This window comes from Cryobacterium sp. TMT1-2-1 (assembly GCF_004403955.1).
GTDB classification, from domain to species: domain Bacteria; phylum Actinomycetota; class Actinomycetes; order Actinomycetales; family Microbacteriaceae; genus Cryobacterium; species Cryobacterium psychrotolerans.
Genome location: NZ_SOHC01000061.1, coordinates 1 through 15,556 on the forward strand (window position 1 = coordinate 1; position 15,556 = coordinate 15,556).

Below are 15,556 nucleotides of genomic sequence, written 5' to 3' on the forward strand. Positions count from 1 at the left end.
ATGATCCCGGAACGGTCGCCCCGCACTGCCATCCGAGCTCGGCATCAACGATTCAATCCGAGCCCACTGGTCATCGGTCAGGAGAGCAGTACGCGACATCCCTCCACCCTCCCAAACGAATCACGATTCGATTAGGAGACACGCCCTAGGTGCGTCCGTGTCTCAGAGCTCTGATGCCAGTGCCCGAAGCGGAACCCTCTACGGGCTGTGACGCCGGGGTGCGCGCGAGCTCCGAGCTTGCATTGCGTGTGTGTTGGCGCCCATCTCGGTAGCAATGGCTATGCATCGAGCGACTGGGATCGACAAGGATGACTCCTCAATAACATCAAGGAAATACCTGGAGGTATTAGGCAAATACATTGCTATCGTAGGAAATGGGGAAAGGTGGCCGCAATGGCACGAATAGGACTGACGACGCAACGCGTGACCTTCGCAGCGGCTGACCTGGCTGACGAGATCGGTTTCGAGGGCGTGACCGTCTCGGCTGTTGCGCGCATCTTCGGCGTCAGGGACGCGAGCCTCTACTCACACATCAAGAATGTGCGGGACCTCCGGACGAGGGTGGCCGTGCTTTCATTGGCCGAACTCGCCGACCGAGTCGCTGCCGCATTGGCTGGCCGTGCAGGCAAGGATGCGCTGGTCGCCTTCGCCAACGCCTACAGGGCTTACTCGAAGGAACATCCCGGGCGATATGCAGCAACACGGCTGGAGCTTGACCCTGAGGTGGCTGCCGCCAGTGCGGCGGGTAGGCACGCGTCGATGACCAGGGCTATCCTCCGGGGCTACGCACTCGAGGAGCCGGACCAGACCGACGCTGTGCGGCTGCTGCACAGCGTGTTCCACGGATACGTAAGTCTGGAATGTTCCGGTGGCTTTCAAAACACGCAACGCGCAGCGGATGCATCGTGGTCCAGGGCTCTGGACGCCCTCGATGTTGTCCTGAACAACTGGCCGCCGGCCTGACGACACCGTTTAGCTCCCTACCCCGGACCGCACCACTCTCAATCCACGGATCAGCGACACAGACAGAGAAGGCATCCGCACCTCATGCTCCAGCTCACCGCCACAGACATTCGGTCATCATTCATCAATGCTTCACTCAGGGAACGAAAGGCGCTCACCCTTCCCCGGGACCTCGAAAACCTGCCATGGGACAACCTCGACTACCTCGGCTGGCGGGACCCCAAGATCCCGGGAATCGGATATGTCATCGTTGAACTCGAGGAGGGCCTGGTCGGGATCCTGCTTCGTCAAGCCGACGGGAAGACAAAAACGCGGCCCCAATGCTCGTGGTGCGAAGACGTGCATCTCCCGAACGACGTGGTGTTCTTCAGCATCAAGCGGGCCGGCCAGGCAGGGCGCAACGGAGACACGGTCGGCACTCTCGTATGCGCCGGCTTCGAATGCTCTGCAAACGTGCGCAAGCTCCCCCCGGTCGCCTACATCGGCTTTGACGTGGAGGCAGCGCGACAGCGACGCCTCGAAGCGCTGGGAACACACGTCCGCAACTTCGCACGTAGTGTCCGCGACGGAAAATAGGGCCGCCCGCAAGCTGGCCTCCGCTGAGCACAGATTCCGCCGCTAGGACTTCGAGCCGTAGAGGGGCTGACGTGCCAGCCGGGAACCCTTTGCGGATCGCTGGAGCGATTCCATCGATTCAAGGGGCAAGACCTGCGAGACTCACCGCATGACAACTCAGACGAGTGCTCGGAAACGACGCACTGTGTCCCCGGTGCTCATCGGATTCGTGGGGATGATCATCGTGCCGTTCGGTATCGTGATCGCCACCAATTCCTGGGATGCACCAGACGCAGCAGACTATGTACGGATGGCGTTCGGCACTGTAATCGCCTCCACCTTGGCTACGGTGGCGGCTTGGTGGCTGGCGTTCAACCGGATGAAAGCGGGTCGGAGCGACCGCTACTGGTTTTGGGGCGTGGCTGGCATCTTCACCCTCTCCGGAATCGGCAGCATCACCGGCGCAGCCGAGAAGCTCACACAACTAGTCAATCTCTAGATCGCCAATCCACGGCCGGGCAACCAACCCCATGCGGGACGTTTTTAGTGGTTGAGAAGTTCGTGCGAGAGGACGACGGTGGCGAACTCGTCGTGGAGATTGATCGCGGTTATTCGGGAAAGTTCCGCCGCGCTGATTACGCCGCCTTCGAGGTCTGCCCTGTCGAATGTGTGAGTGGCATCTACCGCAAAGTAGACGGTGTATCCCCGGTTTCCGCCAATGCGTGCTGTTGTTTCGCAGCAGTGGTTGGTGGTGATGCCGCAGATCACGATAGTAGAGATGGCGTTTTCTCGAAGCCAGGAGTCAAGATCGGGTGTGCCGTGAAAACTTGAGTTGACAGTCTTTTGGACCAATAGATCCGCGGTGCCGGACATATAACTTTTCAATGCATGGCCGGGATTGCTGGGGTGCAGCGGGGAGAGCGGATTGGAGGAATTGTGCTGCACGAAGACGACCGGTCGCGAAAGCCTGTGCCACTCGTTCACTAACGCTGCGATGTTCTGATCACAGTCAGCGTTGTTTCGGGGTCCCCACCAGTCGGCTTGGTCAAATCCCTGCTGAGCGTCAACGACGATCAGCGCGGTGCGATCATCGATCGAGGGTAGTTGGATCACGATTCAGGGCTCCTTACTATTTTCAGGGCGGGATCTTCAGTCACCATTCAGCATCCCATGACGTCGGCACCGCGGCGATCAGCGGCCAGCAGTTCGGCACAGAGGCTATGCCGGTAAGCCGAACGCTCAGCGGATCATTAGGGACGCTTGCATGCTCTCCCATTGCGCTTCGATCTTCGTCGCACCGTCGAGGCTGAACCCGTTGCGACGATAGAAGGCGTGTGCCCGCGGGTTGTCCGAGGCGACCCAGCATGCACGGGGCGCTCCCGATCGCAGCATCGAGGAGAGCCTGGGCCAACCCGTTCCCGTAATGGGCTGGCAAGACGTAAATCAGGCCAAGTTCCAAGTCTCGCGGCGGGTTCGGTTCGCGCGGAGTGGCTGCCATAGCGAATCCAACGATCTGATCGTCGACCCTTCCAACCCAGATCGAGCGGCCGCGTTCGAGGCCGCGCCGGAAATTGCTGGCGATGTCTTCCTCAGAAATGCTCGCGAGAAAACCGGGCGAAAGAAGGTGGGCATAGGCATGCCGCCAGGATGCGACGTTGACGTGCGCGATGCCGGCTGAATCTTCCACCGTGGCTTCGTTTACGAGCATCCCCATGACCAGATCATAGGGCGACGCTCATCCGAGCCCATCCCGCAGCAAAGAACCTGGCGAATGAGTCGAAGGCCGATTAGGTGTGGTCCGGCGAAGTACCAGACGAGCGCACCAAGAAGAGGCGCGAATACGACGGCGATCATCCAGAGGGCTTTCTCCTCGCGTCGGCCAAGTCGCAGCTAGCTCAACCACTCGAAGTAGAACGTGCCTACCCCAACCGCGATGAGCACACCGGCAATGATCCAGAACCGCACGACGATGGTTACCTCTCCCCATCCCATCAACTCGAAGCTGTGGTGGATCGGGGTCATGGGAAAGATGCGCTTGCCGTGCGTGGCTTTGAAGTACGCGCGCTGGATGATGACCGAGCCGGCTTCGATGACGAACAGGCCCCCGATCAGAATGAGGAGCAGTTCGGTGTGGGTCTCAATGGCAAGGGCGCAAAGTGCCCCGCCGAGACCCAGCGAGCCGGTGTCGCCCATGATGATCTTGGCTGGACTGGTGTTCCACCACAGGAATCCGATGAGAGCACCGCAGATCGCCGCTGCGACGATCGCCAGCGATAACGGATCGTTCGTTGTGTAGCATTTGTCCAAATCGTCCGGGTTGATGGTGGGGCTGAAGCAGGACTGGTTGAACTGCCAGAAACCGATGAGCATATACGAGCCGACCGCGAGGATGGATGCCCCGGTCGCGAGCCCGTCGAGGCCGTCCGCAAGGTTCACCCCGTTGGTTGTGGCCGTTGCAAGGAAGTTGATCCAGATCAGGTAGGCGATGATCCCGACCGCGGGTACGGCGGTCGCGATTCGAGCGAGGTCGAGCGCGGGAATGTCGCGGAAGGCCGAGATGGTCATCGATGCCGGAGCGTGACCACCCGTGGTCGGGACTTGAAGGGCGAGCAGACCGAAGGCGGACGCGACCACCGTCTGTCCTGCGATCTTGGCCCACCCGCCGAGCCCGAGGCTGCGTTGGTGATGCACTTTGAGGAAGTCGTCGACGAAACCAACGCAAGCCATGCCTATGTACATGAAAAGTACGAGCAGTGAGGATGCCGAGATGCCCTCGCCGCCGTTGACGATCGCCGAGACGAAGAATCCGAACAGCGTCGCCAGGAGGATGACAATGCCGCCCATTGAGGGCGTTCCACGCTTGGTGTGATGCAACTTGGGACCGTCATCGCGGACGAACTGGCCGAGTTCGAGCCGCTTGAACAAACGGACAAACAGCGGTGTCAGAAAAAGCGAGAAGGCAAGGGCGAGACCGCCGGCCGTTAGTAAAGTCCCCACCGCGCCAGTCTGGCAGGGGGCTGCCCACATGCCGGTCAGGCGGGGCCGAAGCGGCTTGCGTGATCCACGGTTAGGAGGCGGACGGCGCCTGGCCGTTGCGAGGGTGCCGCGAAAGCGGGACGTCTACTGCCGCAGATTCCGCCTGGACTTGACCAGCAGCACAACGCCGAGCGCAAGCCACCAAAGCATTCCCAGTGGGATCAGGGCCATGGAGCCAAGCCAGAGAAACGCGGGCAAGTCGATACTTGCTGCCGTCAGGAGTGGACCAGTGATGAGCATCACGAGCCGGAGGCCGGTGACGACTCCCAGGACGCATAACCAGATCGGCAGGGCGTGGGAGCGTGCCCCGGCGACACTGATACCCACGGCCCAGACACAGAGCGTAAGGAGGCTCGCTTGGGCGAAACCATGGGTTCCCAGCATCTGAAGGGTGAGGTAGGCGGACTCGCCCCATCCGCTGTTCATTCCGTCGATGTAGAGCAACGGCCCCAGCGACTCGCGCAAGACGCCGTGCATGAATAGAAATGCAGCCGACATGAGACCGAGCGCGCTCAGGCTTCGGCGAGTGATACTGCTAGTGCGTGGTGCAAGCGCATCTGAGACGGCGAAGCTCGCCACGACGAACGCGACCGCCATGATGAAAAGTACGACCCCGGCAAGTGGGTAAAACTGCGGATACTGGCGCAGATAATCGAGGCTCACTGCGGGGTTGTCGGTGTCGTCGAAGCCGAGAACCGGCGGCAGGAGCTCGAGCGTAAACCACGTGATGCCTCCGAGCCCGGCAATGACAACCGCCATTCCGCCTGCCCGCAACGCTGCCCGATTGGTGTTCGTAACCGCGGTCTTCGCCGGCGCGGAACCGCTGTTGTGTTCGCGGGTTGCACGCATGGTGCACTCCTCTTGGGTAGCCCCGCGCTGGCAGTTATGGCGAGCCGGTCACGGTTGAGCGATGCACGGAATGGTACCCGCAAGGGCGGCCGGGCGGAATGGATTCACCAGGTGCCTCACCGGCGCCGCCGCCACCGACGGCCCCACCTAGCGGGTCGCGGCTTCCTCGGTCGTTTTCCACTCCGCTCGTACGGCACGGATGGCGTCCTCCAGGGTCAGGCCGTTAAGCGAAGCGATGTAGGCGCGGGCCGCTTCGCGGGCCTGGGTAGGAAAAGCGTCGATCTGTTTGACTCTCGTGCCCGTTCGGTTCGATTCCAGCAGCCCGTCTGCCTCGAGTTCGGAGTAGGCCCGCGCGACGGTTCCCGCCGCAAGCCTCAGGTCGCCGGCGAGTTGGCGCACCGAGGGTAGCTTGTGTCCTGGCGCAAGGTTGCCCACGCGGATTTCGTCGGCGAGCTGTCTGCGAATCTGCCCGAAAGGCGGGGTCGGGTCGGACTCGTCGATCGTGATCATGCCAGCACTTCGGCGACGGGAGCGATCTCGAATGGCTTGCGCGTAGCATCTCCGATCGCGCCTACGACGAAGGCGATGGCGGCAGCCACGAGCGCAACGCCCAACCACAGCGCGATGGTGCCGAGGGTCCCGATGGCTTGCATTGTTGCATCCGCCGGAATCGGGTTGCCGCGGCCGTCGACACTGGTGCCGCGGTTGATGGATTCCGCCGTGTTCCCGGCGAGAATACAGAGTGACCCCGCTGTCACCAGCAGGGCGGATGTCGCGGTTTTCGTGACCACGCGGATTCCGAGGAGCCGCACGGTCGAATCGGCCTCGCGAAGTGACGCGTCCGTGGGACGAGGTGCTGAAGCGATGCGCTTGAGTGCAACGATGAGGACGCCAGCCAGAAGCACCATCCCGACGAGGAGGGGAATGCCGTAGACAAGGCCGGGGAACGTGCCACCTCCGCCACCCATTTTTGCGACGTCGGGTGAGTAGCTGAGCATGCGCCCATCCGGGTCGGCCACAGCCCCGAGCAGCACAATGAGAAATGCCAGGAGCGCCGCGGCAGCGACAGGCGCCACGAACACCGAGCGAGGGCCGAACGTGAGCGGGGTCCGCCGAGTCAGGTCCGCCGTTCTCGACGCCGATTCCTCCGGGAACGCCGGCAGGAAGGCGAAGAACGCGACTGCCGTGACGGCCGTCAGGATCGGAGTGAGCAGGAGCAGGTGAAGGGCGTCCAGGGGCTCCTGGCGTTCCGTCGTAATCGAGCCGATAAGGCCCGCGACGGTGAGCAACGTGGCGCAAGCCACGGTCGCTGCGATAGCGCCCACGTTACGCAGCCGCAGCCGCAGCCGACGGTTCGTAGCTTCCGCCGAAGCGGCGGCGGCTGAAGAGATATGGAGGGCCCGGAAAGGGCCGCGTCTGGCCACCGCCAGCGCGATCATGGCGACGACGACGACAAGCGGGAACAATAGAGCGAAGTGGAGCACGGCCGCAACCTTTCGTGTGTCAAGTAAGTGACACAGACGTTAGCACGTGTATCGGCCTGTTGGTACAGGTGTTGTGCGAGAAGCATAGACAACGGTGCGGCGAAGCCCGTCCGGTTGCGGTGATCGGGAGCTCATGCTGAACGACTCTTCCTGAGGGACGACGACGCGTTTGCGGGACCTCCAACGGGAACGGACCCGCGGAGACTGGATAAGCACCGCCCGCCCATGCAGAATTGTCGCGTTTGACCTGTCCGTAGAGAAATCTCGCTCAGGTGCGTCAACCGCAACAGGGTGAGGCCCGCATTCGCGTTACGGCTGCGCAAGACAGCGGCATGGCTCTCAACGAGCTTGGCGTCCGGTTTGTCCGAACTAGGTGGCAAAAGTCCGAACTGGCCTGTCACGTGACACCGGTGCCCCCAGGCAGATTCGAACTGCCGCCCCTGCCTCCGGAGGGCAGTGCTCTATCCCCTGAGCTATGGGGGCCAGGTTCGCTACTACGTTACCAGCATCTGCGGGCGTCCTGACCGCACGCAGGCGCCCGGAGTCTAGGGCAGGTGCGAGACCGCGGCGGCGATCAGCGGCTCGGCGTCGCCGGGCTCGCCGAACTCGACCGAGCTTGCGACGACCCAGTACTTGCCGGTGAAGAACTGGGCTTCGCCCTTGCCGCCGGTCGCCGTGAAGTATCCCTCGACGTCAACGCCGGTGCCGTACGTCGGCACCGGGGTGCTCGCCGACACGGCCTGGTTCTTGAGGTCGGTCAACGTGGAGTCGTTGGGCTGGGCGATGGATATTTCGATCACGTCGCCGCTGGTCTGGTTGAGCCAGCTGCAGGCGACTCCCTTCTGGGAGACCGCGACCGACGCGGCACTGCCGTCGGCCGGCTTGTAGTCCGGGGCCGCTCCGAAGTTCGGGTTGAAAGCGTAGACGTCATCCGGGGTGAGAACCTCGTCGCAGCCGAGCCCGACCGCGGTGGCCGGGTCCTCCGCGGGGGTGGGCGTCGGCTCGGTGCTGGCGGCCGGCGCGGCGGTCGCTTCGGCCGTCGCCGAAGCGCTCGGGGCCGGTTCGGCGCTGGGCGCGCAGCCCGCGAGAACGATGAGCGCGAGGGCGCCGGCGGCCAGGGCGGCGCCGGAGCGAACACGGCGGGCGCGGATGGAAGCGAGAGCAGGGGAGAGGGTCACGGGTTGACCCTACCAACAGGGGCGGCCGGTAGGATTGAACGCCGTGACCCCTGCTGAACTTTCTCAATCCCTGTTCGACCTCGTCCTGCGCCTGATCGAGCGTCGTCGGGAGGCCGGCAGCGCGAGCGCTGACCTGGGACTGACCGTCGCCGACGTCACCCTCGAACGGCCCAGGAACCGCGACCACGGCGACTGGGCGTCCAGCATCTCGATGAAGATCGCCAAGGCCCTCGGCGCCAACCCGCGCGAAATCGCCGGCGAACTGGCCGCCGGGCTGGAGCAGATCCCCGGCGTGGCCTCCGTCGAGGTGGCCGGCCCCGGCTTCATCAACATCCGCCTGGAAGCGGCGGCAGCCGGAGCGCTCGCGAAGACGATCGTCGACGCCGGCGAAAACTACGGCACGGGATCCACCTATGCCGGCATCAAGATCAACCTCGAGTTCGTCTCGGCCAACCCGACCGGTCCGATCCACATGGGCGGCGTCCGGTGGGCCGCCGTCGGTGACAGCCTCGCCCGGGTGCTCAAGGCGGAGGGCGCGGATGTCACGCGCGAGTACTACTTCAACGACCACGGTTCGCAGATCGACCGTTTCGCCCGCAGCGTGCTCGCCAGCTACCTGGGGGAGCCCACGCCGGAGGACGGCTACGGCGGTGCGTACATCTCCGACATCGCCAACAAGGTGGTCGAACTCTACGAAGGCGACCTCGCCGCGCTGCCGCGCGACGAGCAGCAGGAGGTCTTCCGATCGATCGGCGTTGATCTCATGTTCACCGAGATCAAGGACAAGCTGCACAGCTTCGGCGTCGACTTCGACGTCTTCTTCCACGAGGATTCCCTGCACGAGTCCGGTGCGGTCGAGCGCGCGATCGAACGCCTGCGCGAGCAGGGCCATATCTTCGAGTCCGAGGGTGCCATCTGGCTGCGCACGACCACGTTCGGCGACGACCGCGACCGTGTGATCATCCGCTCGAGCGGCGAGCCGGCGTACATCTCCGGCGACCTCGGCTACTACCTCGACAAGCGCGAGCGCGGCTTCGACCAGAACCTGGTCATGCTCGGCGCCGACCACCACGGCTATGTCGGCCGTCTGATGGCCATGACCGAGGCATTCGGCGACATCCCGGGGCAACACCACGAGATCCTGATCGGTCAGATGGTCAACCTCGTCCGCGAGGGCGAGCCGGTGCGGATGAGCAAGCGCGCCGGAACCATCGTCACCCTCGACGACCTCGTCGACGCCGTCGGCGTGGATGCCGGGCGGTACGCGCTCGTGCGCTCCAGCAGCGACTCGCAGGTCGACATCGACCTCGACCAGTGGGGCAAGCGCACCAACGACAACCCGGTCTTCTACGTTCAATACGCGCACGCCCGCACCCGTTCGGTCGCCCGCAACGCGGCAACCTCCGGGGTGGAGCGCACGGCGTTCGCGCCGGAACTGCTCACCCACGACTCCGAGTCCGCGCTGCTCGGCGTGCTGCAGGAGTACCCGCGCATCGTCGCGCTGGCCGCGGAGCTGCGCGAGCCGCACCGAATCGCCCGCTACATCGAAGAGCTCGCCGGCTATTACCACCGTTGGTACGACAACTGCCGCGTCATCCCGCTGGGCGACGAGCCCGTGACCGACCTGCACCGCACCCGGCTCTGGCTCAACGACGCCACTGGCCAGGTCATCCGCAACGGCCTCGGCCTGCTTGGCGTATCGGCGCCGGAGCGGATGTAGCGATGGCCGGCAAACGCCGGGGGATCGGCGCGCTCGTCATCTCCGTCGTCCTGGTGGTCGGGCTCGTGGTCGCGTTCTTCATCGTCGACTCGGGCCTGCGTGCCCTGGCCGAAGACCGCGTCAAGGCCGAGATCACAGCCAACCTCCCCGAGGGAGCGACGGGCGACGTCGATGTGTCGATCGGCGGCGCCTCGGTGATTGCCCAGTACCTCGCAGGGGGCTTCGACCGGGTCGAGCTGGATGCCCCGACGTTCGCCCTGGACGGCGTTCCGGCGGCCGTGCACGTGGTGGCGAGCGGCGTACCGGTGGACCGGACGAAGCCCGTCCGCGACGTGACGGGCACCGTCGACCTGGGGCAGGAGTCGCTCAACACCCTCCTCGCCGCCGGCGGAGAGACCGGCGACGCCGAACTCACCCTCGGCACGGGTGAGGTGAGCTATTCCGGCACGTTCCCCGTGTTCGGTTTCGAGATCGGCTACGAGGCCACGGCAACCCCGAGCACCTCGGCGGACAGCCTGCTCTTCACCCCGACGGGCGCCGACCTCACGAGCGACGCCGGCAGCGTTGACGTGAGCGGCGTCATCCCGCTCATCCTCGGCCAGGAGCCTCTCTCCATCTGCATCGCCCAGTACCTGCCCGACGGCGTAACACTGGCGGGCGTGGACGTCACACCCGAGCGCGCACGCATTAAGCTGGAGTCGAGCACGCTGATGCTCACCCGGCAGTCGCTCACCACCCTGGGCTCCTGCTCGGCCGGCTGATTCGGCACGCACACCACGCGTTCGCTAGAATCTGCGGTAACTCGCCCCCACCGTTGACGGCGACTTCTCCTCCCTGGCTCCAGGGACCAATCCGGGTTCGCTCGCCGCCGAGTGAGACACACACTCGATTTGCAATGAGGTTTTCACTCGTGGCCACCAATCCGCTCGCCCCCGACTGGCTCAGCCTGCCCGGCGACGCCAACGACCTCGCCGAGGGACTCTGGCCGTCGACGACGACGCGCAACGCCGATGGTGAGCTGGTGATCGGCGGTGTGACCGCCTCCGCACTGGCCGCCGAGTTCGGCACGCCGCTGTACGTCATTGACGAAACGGATGCCCGCACCCGCGCGGCCGCACTCCGCACGGCCTTCGAGGCCGAGTTCGCGCGCATCGGCACCTCGGCGCGGGTGTACTACGCCGGCAAGGCCTTCCTGTCGACCGAGGTCGCCCGCTGGATGGTGGCCGAGGGGCTCAACATCGACATCTGCACCGGCGGCGAGCTCGCCGTCGCCCTGGCAGCAGGCGTCGACCCGGCCAGGCTTGGCTTCCACGGCAACAACAAGTCGCTCGCCGAAATCGACGAGGCCACCCGAGTGGGCGTGGGAACGATCATCATCGACAGTCCGATCGAAATCGACCGTGTCGCCGCAGCCGCCGCGCGCCATGGCACGGTGCAGGCCGTGCGCCTGCGGGTCAACAGCGGGGTGCACGCCCACACCCACGAATTCCTCGCGACGGCGCACGAAGACCAGAAGTTCGGCGTCGTGCTCGAGGATGCGCCTCGCCTGGTCGCCGCCATCCGCGCAGAACAGAGCCTCCGCTTCCTCGGCCTGCACTGCCACATCGGCTCGCAGATCTTCGGCGTGGACGGGTTCGCCGAGTCGGCCGCCCGGCTCCTCGCCGTGCATGCCGGCCTCCTCGCCGACGGACCCGTTCCCGAACTCAACCTGGGCGGCGGATTCGGCATCGCCTACACGACCGCCGACGCGCCCACCCCCATCCGCGAACTCGCCGCCGGGCTGGCCGACATCGTGTCCGTCGAGTGCCGGCGCCGCGGCATCCCGATTCCCGCGATCGCCTTCGAACCCGGGCGAGCCATCATCGGCCCGGCCGGGGTCACCCTGTACGAGGTGGGCACGATCAAACCGGTCGAGGTGGCCGGGGGAACCCGGCTCTACGTGAGCATTGACGGCGGGATGAGCGACAACGCCCGCCCGGCGCTGTACGGAGCCGACTACTCGGTGCGGATCGCCGATCGCGTGTCGGGCGCCGCTCCGGCGCTCGTGCGCATCGCCGGCAAGCACTGCGAAAGCGGCGACATCGTCGTGGACGCCGACTACTTGCCAGCCGACGTGGCACCGGGCGACCTGCTCGCGGTGCCGGCGACCGGGGCATACTGCTGGTCGCTGTCGAACAACTACAACTTCCAGGGCCGGGCCCCGGTCGTCGCCGTGCGGGACGGCGCCGCGCGCGTGCTCGTGCGCGGCGAGAGCATCGCGGACCTGCTGGCGCGCGACACGGGGGTCTCGACAGGCTCGACCACCGAACAGAAGGACGTTCTCCGATGATCGAATACCGCAACCTGCGTGTTGCCCTGCTCGGCGGCGGCTCCGTCGGCGCCCAGGTGGCGCGACTGCTGCTCGAGCAGAAGGAGGAACTCGCGAACCGGGTGGGCGCCGGGCTCGACCTCGTCGGCATCCTGGTGCGCGACGTCAACGCCGAGCGCACGGTCGACCTGCCGCAGGAGCTGTTCACGACGGATGCCGAATCCCTCATCCTCGGCGCGGACGTGGTGATCGAGCTGATCGGCGGCCTCGAGCCGGCCCGCAGCTACATCCTGATGGCGATCAACTCCGGCGCGGATGTCGTCACCGCCAACAAGGCGCTGCTCGCCGCCCACGGCCCGGAACTGTTCGAGGCCGCCGACCACGTCGGCGCCCAACTCAACTACGAGGCTGCCGTCGCCGGCGCCATCCCCATCGTGCGCCCGCTGCGCGACAGCCTGGCCGGCGACCAGGTCAACCGCATCCTCGGCATCGTCAACGGCACCACGAACTTCATCCTCGACCGGATGGATGTCGCCGGCGACACCCTCGAGGAAGCCCTCGCCGTCGCCACCGAGCTCGGCTACGCCGAAGCAGACCCGACCGCGGACATCGGCGGCTACGACGCGGCGCAGAAGGCCGCGATCCTCGCCAGCCTGGCCTTCCACACCACCGTCCCCCTCGCATCCGTGTACCGCGAGGGCATCACGTCGGTCACGCCGGAACAGATCGAATCGGCCCGGAAGGCGGGCTACGTCGTCAAGCTGCTCGCGATCTGCGAGCGGCTCGTCGACGAAGAGGGCCGCGCCGGGGTGTCGGCCAGGGTCTACCCGGCCATGGTGCCCCGCAGCCACCCGCTCGCCGCGGTGCACGGCGCCAACAACGCCGTCTTCGTCGAGGCGGAAGCCGCCGGCAGCCTGATGTTCTACGGCGCCGGCGCCGGGGGAGTGGAGACGGCATCCGCGGTGCTCGGCGACCTCGTGTCGCTCGCCAGGCGGCACGTCGCCGGCGGGCCCGGGTTCGCGGCGTCCAGCCACGCCGACCTTCCCGTCTTCGACATCGGCAGCGTGACCACGCGCTACGCGGTCACCCTCGAGGTCGCCGACGAGCCCGGCGTGCTCGCCACCATCGCGAGCGTGTTCGCCGACCACCATGTTTCGCTCGCGCTCGTGGAGCAGTCGATGACTCCCGCGCAGCCGGGAACCGCCAGCCACGCGCCCGTTTCGTCCACGGCTACCCTTGTGATTGGAACTCACGAGGCCACCGAGGCCGCGCTCGCCGCGACCGTCAATGACCTGGCGGCCAACCCCGTTGTCACCCAGGTCGCATCCGTTTTGAGAGTTGAAGGAGTCTGATGTCCAGCGAAGACAAGTCCCGCCGGCCCGTGTCGAGGCAGTGGCGCGGCGTGCTCCACGAGTACGCGGACCGCCTGAACATCACGGATGCCACGCCGATCGTCACCCTCGGCGAAGGCGGAACCCCGCTCATCCCGGCCGCGGCCCTCTCCGCTCGCACGGGTGCGAAGGTCTGGGTCAAGTACGAAGGCATGAACCCGACCGGGTCGTTCAAGGACCGCGGCATGACCATGGCCATCTCGAAGGCCGTCGAGGCCGGCGCCAAGGCCGTCATCTGCGCATCGACCGGCAACACCTCGGCCTCGGCCGCCGCCTACGCGACCCACGCCGGGCTGACCGCGGTCGTGCTGGTGCCCGAAGGCAAGATCGCCATGGGCAAGCTCAGCCAGGCGATCGCCCACAACGCCCAGCTGCTCCAGGTGCAGGGCAACTTCGACGACTGCCTCGACATCGCGCGCGAGCTCGCGACCAACTACCCGGTGCACCTCGTGAACTCCGTCAACCCCGACCGCATCGAGGGCCAGAAGACCGCCGCGTTCGAGGTGGTCGAGGTGCTCGGGGACGCCCCCGACTTCCACTTCGTCCCGGTCGGCAACGCCGGCAACTACACCGCCTACTACCGCGGCTACAGCGAAGAGCTCGTGCGCGGTGCGACCACGAAGCTGCCGCGGATGTTCGGCTTCCAGGCCGCGGGCAGCGCCCCGCTCGTGCTCGGCCACCGGGTCGAGCACCCCGAGACCATCGCCAGCGCCATCCGCATCGGCAACCCGGCGTCGTGGGAGCTGGCGATCAACGCCCGCGAGGAGAGCAACGGATACTTCGGCGCCATCACCGATGAGAAGATCCTCGAGGCCCAGCGCATCCTCTCGGCCGAGGTCGGCATTTTCGTCGAGCCGGCCTCCGCGATCAGCGTCGCCGGACTGCTCGAACGTGCCGAGTCCGGGCACATCCCGGCCGGCTCCACCGTGGTGCTCACGGTCACCGGCCACGGCCTGAAAGACCCCCAGTGGGCCCTGCGCACCCCCGACGGCTCCGACGTGAAGCCGACGATCGTGCCCGTCGACACGGCCGAAATCGCCTCCGTGCTGGGCCTGGCGAAGGCATGACCACGACCAGCGCACTGGCCGGCCGGCCGGTCCTGTCCGGCCGTGCGGTCACCGTGCAGGTGCCGGCGACCACGGCCAACCTGGGCCCGGGGTTCGACACCCTCGGCCTGGCCCTGGCCCTCTACGACCACCTCGACGTCACCGTCGTGGACACCCCCGGCGTGCTCGTCGAGGTACACGGCGTCGGCGAGGGTGAAGTCCCCACCGACGAAACCAACCTCGTCGTCCGGGCCATCGCGCACACCTTCGCCGCGTACGGCCAGGACCTGCCCGGCCTGAAGCTGGTCGCCCACAACGTGATCCCGCACGGACGGGGCCTCGGATCGTCGGGTGCGGCCATCGTGTCGGGCATCGTGGCTGCGAAGGGGCTGCTCGAGGGCATCGTCGACATCGACGCCGAGGCGCTCCTGTCCCTGGCGACCGAGCTCGAAGGCCACCCGGACAATGTCGCGCCCGCCCTGTTCGGCGGCCTCACGATCGCCTGGGTGACGCCGGAGGGTCCGCGGCACAAGAAGCTCATCGTGCACCGCGGGGTGAAGCCCCTGGTCCTCGTGCCGGAGCACGCCATGTCGACCGCGCTCGCCCGGAGCCTCCAGCCCGAGTCGGTTCCCCACGAGGACGCCGTCTTCAACGTGTCCCGGTCGGCGCTGCTCATCGCCGCGCTGATCCAGAGCCCCGAACTGCTCCTCGCGGGCACGGAAGACAAGCTCCACCAGCGTTACCGCGCCGCCGCGATGCCCGAAACCGACCGGTTGATCACGCTGCTGCGCGAGCACGGGTTCGCCGCCGTCGTCTCCGGTGCCGGGCCATCCGTGCTCGTGCTCGCCAGCGATCCAGGCCAGCGACTCGTGGCGGCCGACCTCGTCGCCGCGCGCTCGGAGACCCCGTGGCAGGCGCTCATGCTGGCCGTGGACTCCCAGGGCGCGACGGTCACCCGCACGCAGACGTAGGCCGCCGGCCTCCGCGGCCGCCACACTCGGATTGGGGGCCGCGTGTCGTGCGCGG

General features: G+C 66.2%; 16 protein-coding genes and 1 tRNA gene. 9 read left to right on the forward strand and 8 right to left on the reverse strand.

Going from position 1 to position 15,556, the window contains the following annotated elements; translation table 11 throughout:
* Window positions 1–393 precede the first annotated feature (393 nt).
* The 3 genes from E3T33_RS10405 to E3T33_RS10415 all read left to right on the forward strand — a co-directional run bounded on the left by E3T33_RS10405 (window position 394) and on the right by E3T33_RS10415 (window position 2,017).
* Window positions 394–963 (forward strand): TetR/AcrR family transcriptional regulator, encoded by a 570-nt coding sequence (locus tag E3T33_RS10405; RefSeq protein ID WP_092325301.1) that lies wholly within the window; start codon window positions 394–396, stop codon window positions 961–963.
* Window positions 964–1,047: 84 nt separating this feature from the next.
* Window positions 1,048–1,539 (forward strand): FBP domain-containing protein, encoded by a 492-nt coding sequence (locus E3T33_RS10410; protein WP_092325303.1) that lies wholly within the window; start codon window positions 1,048–1,050, stop codon window positions 1,537–1,539.
* A 193-nt stretch (window positions 1,540–1,732) separates the two neighbouring features.
* Window positions 1,733–2,017 (forward strand): hypothetical protein, encoded by a 285-nt coding sequence (locus E3T33_RS10415; protein ID WP_134575261.1) that lies wholly within the window; start codon window positions 1,733–1,735, stop codon window positions 2,015–2,017.
* A 44-nt stretch (window positions 2,018–2,061) separates the two neighbouring features.
* On the opposite strand, the gene E3T33_RS10420 is transcribed toward E3T33_RS10415, so the two are convergent.
* The 8 genes from E3T33_RS10420 to E3T33_RS10460 form a co-directional block, all read right to left on the reverse strand.
* The gene (locus tag E3T33_RS10420) at window positions 2,062–2,631 is read right to left on the reverse strand and encodes a cysteine hydrolase family protein (RefSeq protein ID WP_241982912.1); all 570 of its coding nucleotides are present in this window, start codon (window positions 2,629–2,631) and stop codon (window positions 2,062–2,064) included.
* A gap of 40 nt (window positions 2,632–2,671) precedes the next feature.
* Window positions 2,672–3,232 carry a GNAT family N-acetyltransferase gene (locus tag E3T33_RS10425; RefSeq protein WP_134575262.1) on the reverse strand — a complete coding sequence of 187 codons (561 nt, stop codon included), beginning with the start codon at window positions 3,230–3,232 and terminating at the stop codon, window positions 2,672–2,674.
* Window positions 3,233–3,408: 176 nt separating this feature from the next.
* A complete protein-coding gene (gene mraY / locus E3T33_RS10435) occupies window positions 3,409–4,515 on the reverse strand; it encodes a phospho-N-acetylmuramoyl-pentapeptide-transferase (RefSeq protein WP_134575264.1) in 1,107 nt (368 codons plus the stop codon).
* A gap of 123 nt (window positions 4,516–4,638) precedes the next feature.
* Window positions 4,639–5,403, reverse strand: a complete 765-nt coding sequence (locus E3T33_RS10440; RefSeq protein ID WP_134575265.1) for a hypothetical protein — start codon at window positions 5,401–5,403, stop codon at window positions 4,639–4,641.
* 147 nt (window positions 5,404–5,550) lie between these two features.
* On the reverse strand, window positions 5,551–5,913 hold the full coding sequence (locus tag E3T33_RS10445; RefSeq protein ID WP_092321677.1) for a GntR family transcriptional regulator: 363 nt from the start codon (window positions 5,911–5,913) through the stop codon (window positions 5,551–5,553).
* Window positions 5,910–6,887: a hypothetical protein gene (locus E3T33_RS10450; RefSeq protein ID WP_134575266.1), complete on the reverse strand. Its 978-nt coding sequence runs from the start codon at window positions 6,885–6,887 to the stop codon at window positions 5,910–5,912. Before E3T33_RS10450 ends, E3T33_RS10445 begins: the two co-directional genes overlap by 4 nt.
* A gap of 411 nt (window positions 6,888–7,298) precedes the next feature.
* A tRNA-Arg gene (locus E3T33_RS10455) sits at window positions 7,299–7,370 on the reverse strand.
* A 62-nt stretch (window positions 7,371–7,432) separates the two neighbouring features.
* A complete protein-coding gene (locus E3T33_RS10460) occupies window positions 7,433–8,065 on the reverse strand; it encodes a hypothetical protein (protein ID WP_092321675.1) in 633 nt (210 codons plus the stop codon).
* A gap of 43 nt (window positions 8,066–8,108) precedes the next feature.
* On the opposite strand from E3T33_RS10460, the gene argS reads away from it, so the two are divergent.
* The 6 genes from argS (at window position 8,109) to thrB (ending at window position 15,501) form a co-directional block, all read left to right on the forward strand.
* Window positions 8,109–9,785 carry an arginine--tRNA ligase gene (gene argS / locus E3T33_RS10465; RefSeq protein WP_092321674.1) on the forward strand — a complete coding sequence of 559 codons (1,677 nt, stop codon included), beginning with the start codon at window positions 8,109–8,111 and terminating at the stop codon, window positions 9,783–9,785.
* A gap of 2 nt (window positions 9,786–9,787) precedes the next feature.
* Window positions 9,788–10,546 (forward strand): DUF2993 domain-containing protein, encoded by a 759-nt coding sequence (locus E3T33_RS10470; RefSeq protein WP_092321672.1) that lies wholly within the window; start codon window positions 9,788–9,790, stop codon window positions 10,544–10,546.
* A 134-nt stretch (window positions 10,547–10,680) separates the two neighbouring features.
* Window positions 10,681–12,114 carry a diaminopimelate decarboxylase gene (lysA, locus tag E3T33_RS10475; RefSeq protein WP_092321671.1) on the forward strand — a complete coding sequence of 478 codons (1,434 nt, stop codon included), beginning with the start codon at window positions 10,681–10,683 and terminating at the stop codon, window positions 12,112–12,114.
* Window positions 12,111–13,445: a homoserine dehydrogenase gene (locus E3T33_RS10480; RefSeq protein ID WP_092321669.1), complete on the forward strand. Its 1,335-nt coding sequence runs from the start codon at window positions 12,111–12,113 to the stop codon at window positions 13,443–13,445. The genes lysA and E3T33_RS10480 overlap by 4 nt, the downstream gene beginning before the upstream one ends.
* A gap of 29 nt (window positions 13,446–13,474) precedes the next feature.
* Window positions 13,475–14,551: a threonine synthase gene (gene thrC, locus E3T33_RS10485; protein WP_092321738.1), complete on the forward strand. Its 1,077-nt coding sequence runs from the start codon at window positions 13,475–13,477 to the stop codon at window positions 14,549–14,551.
* The gene (gene thrB / locus E3T33_RS10490) at window positions 14,548–15,501 is read left to right on the forward strand and encodes a homoserine kinase (RefSeq protein ID WP_092321668.1); all 954 of its coding nucleotides are present in this window, start codon (window positions 14,548–14,550) and stop codon (window positions 15,499–15,501) included. Before thrC ends, thrB begins: the two co-directional genes overlap by 4 nt.
* The last annotated feature ends 55 nt before the right edge of the window (window positions 15,502–15,556 follow it).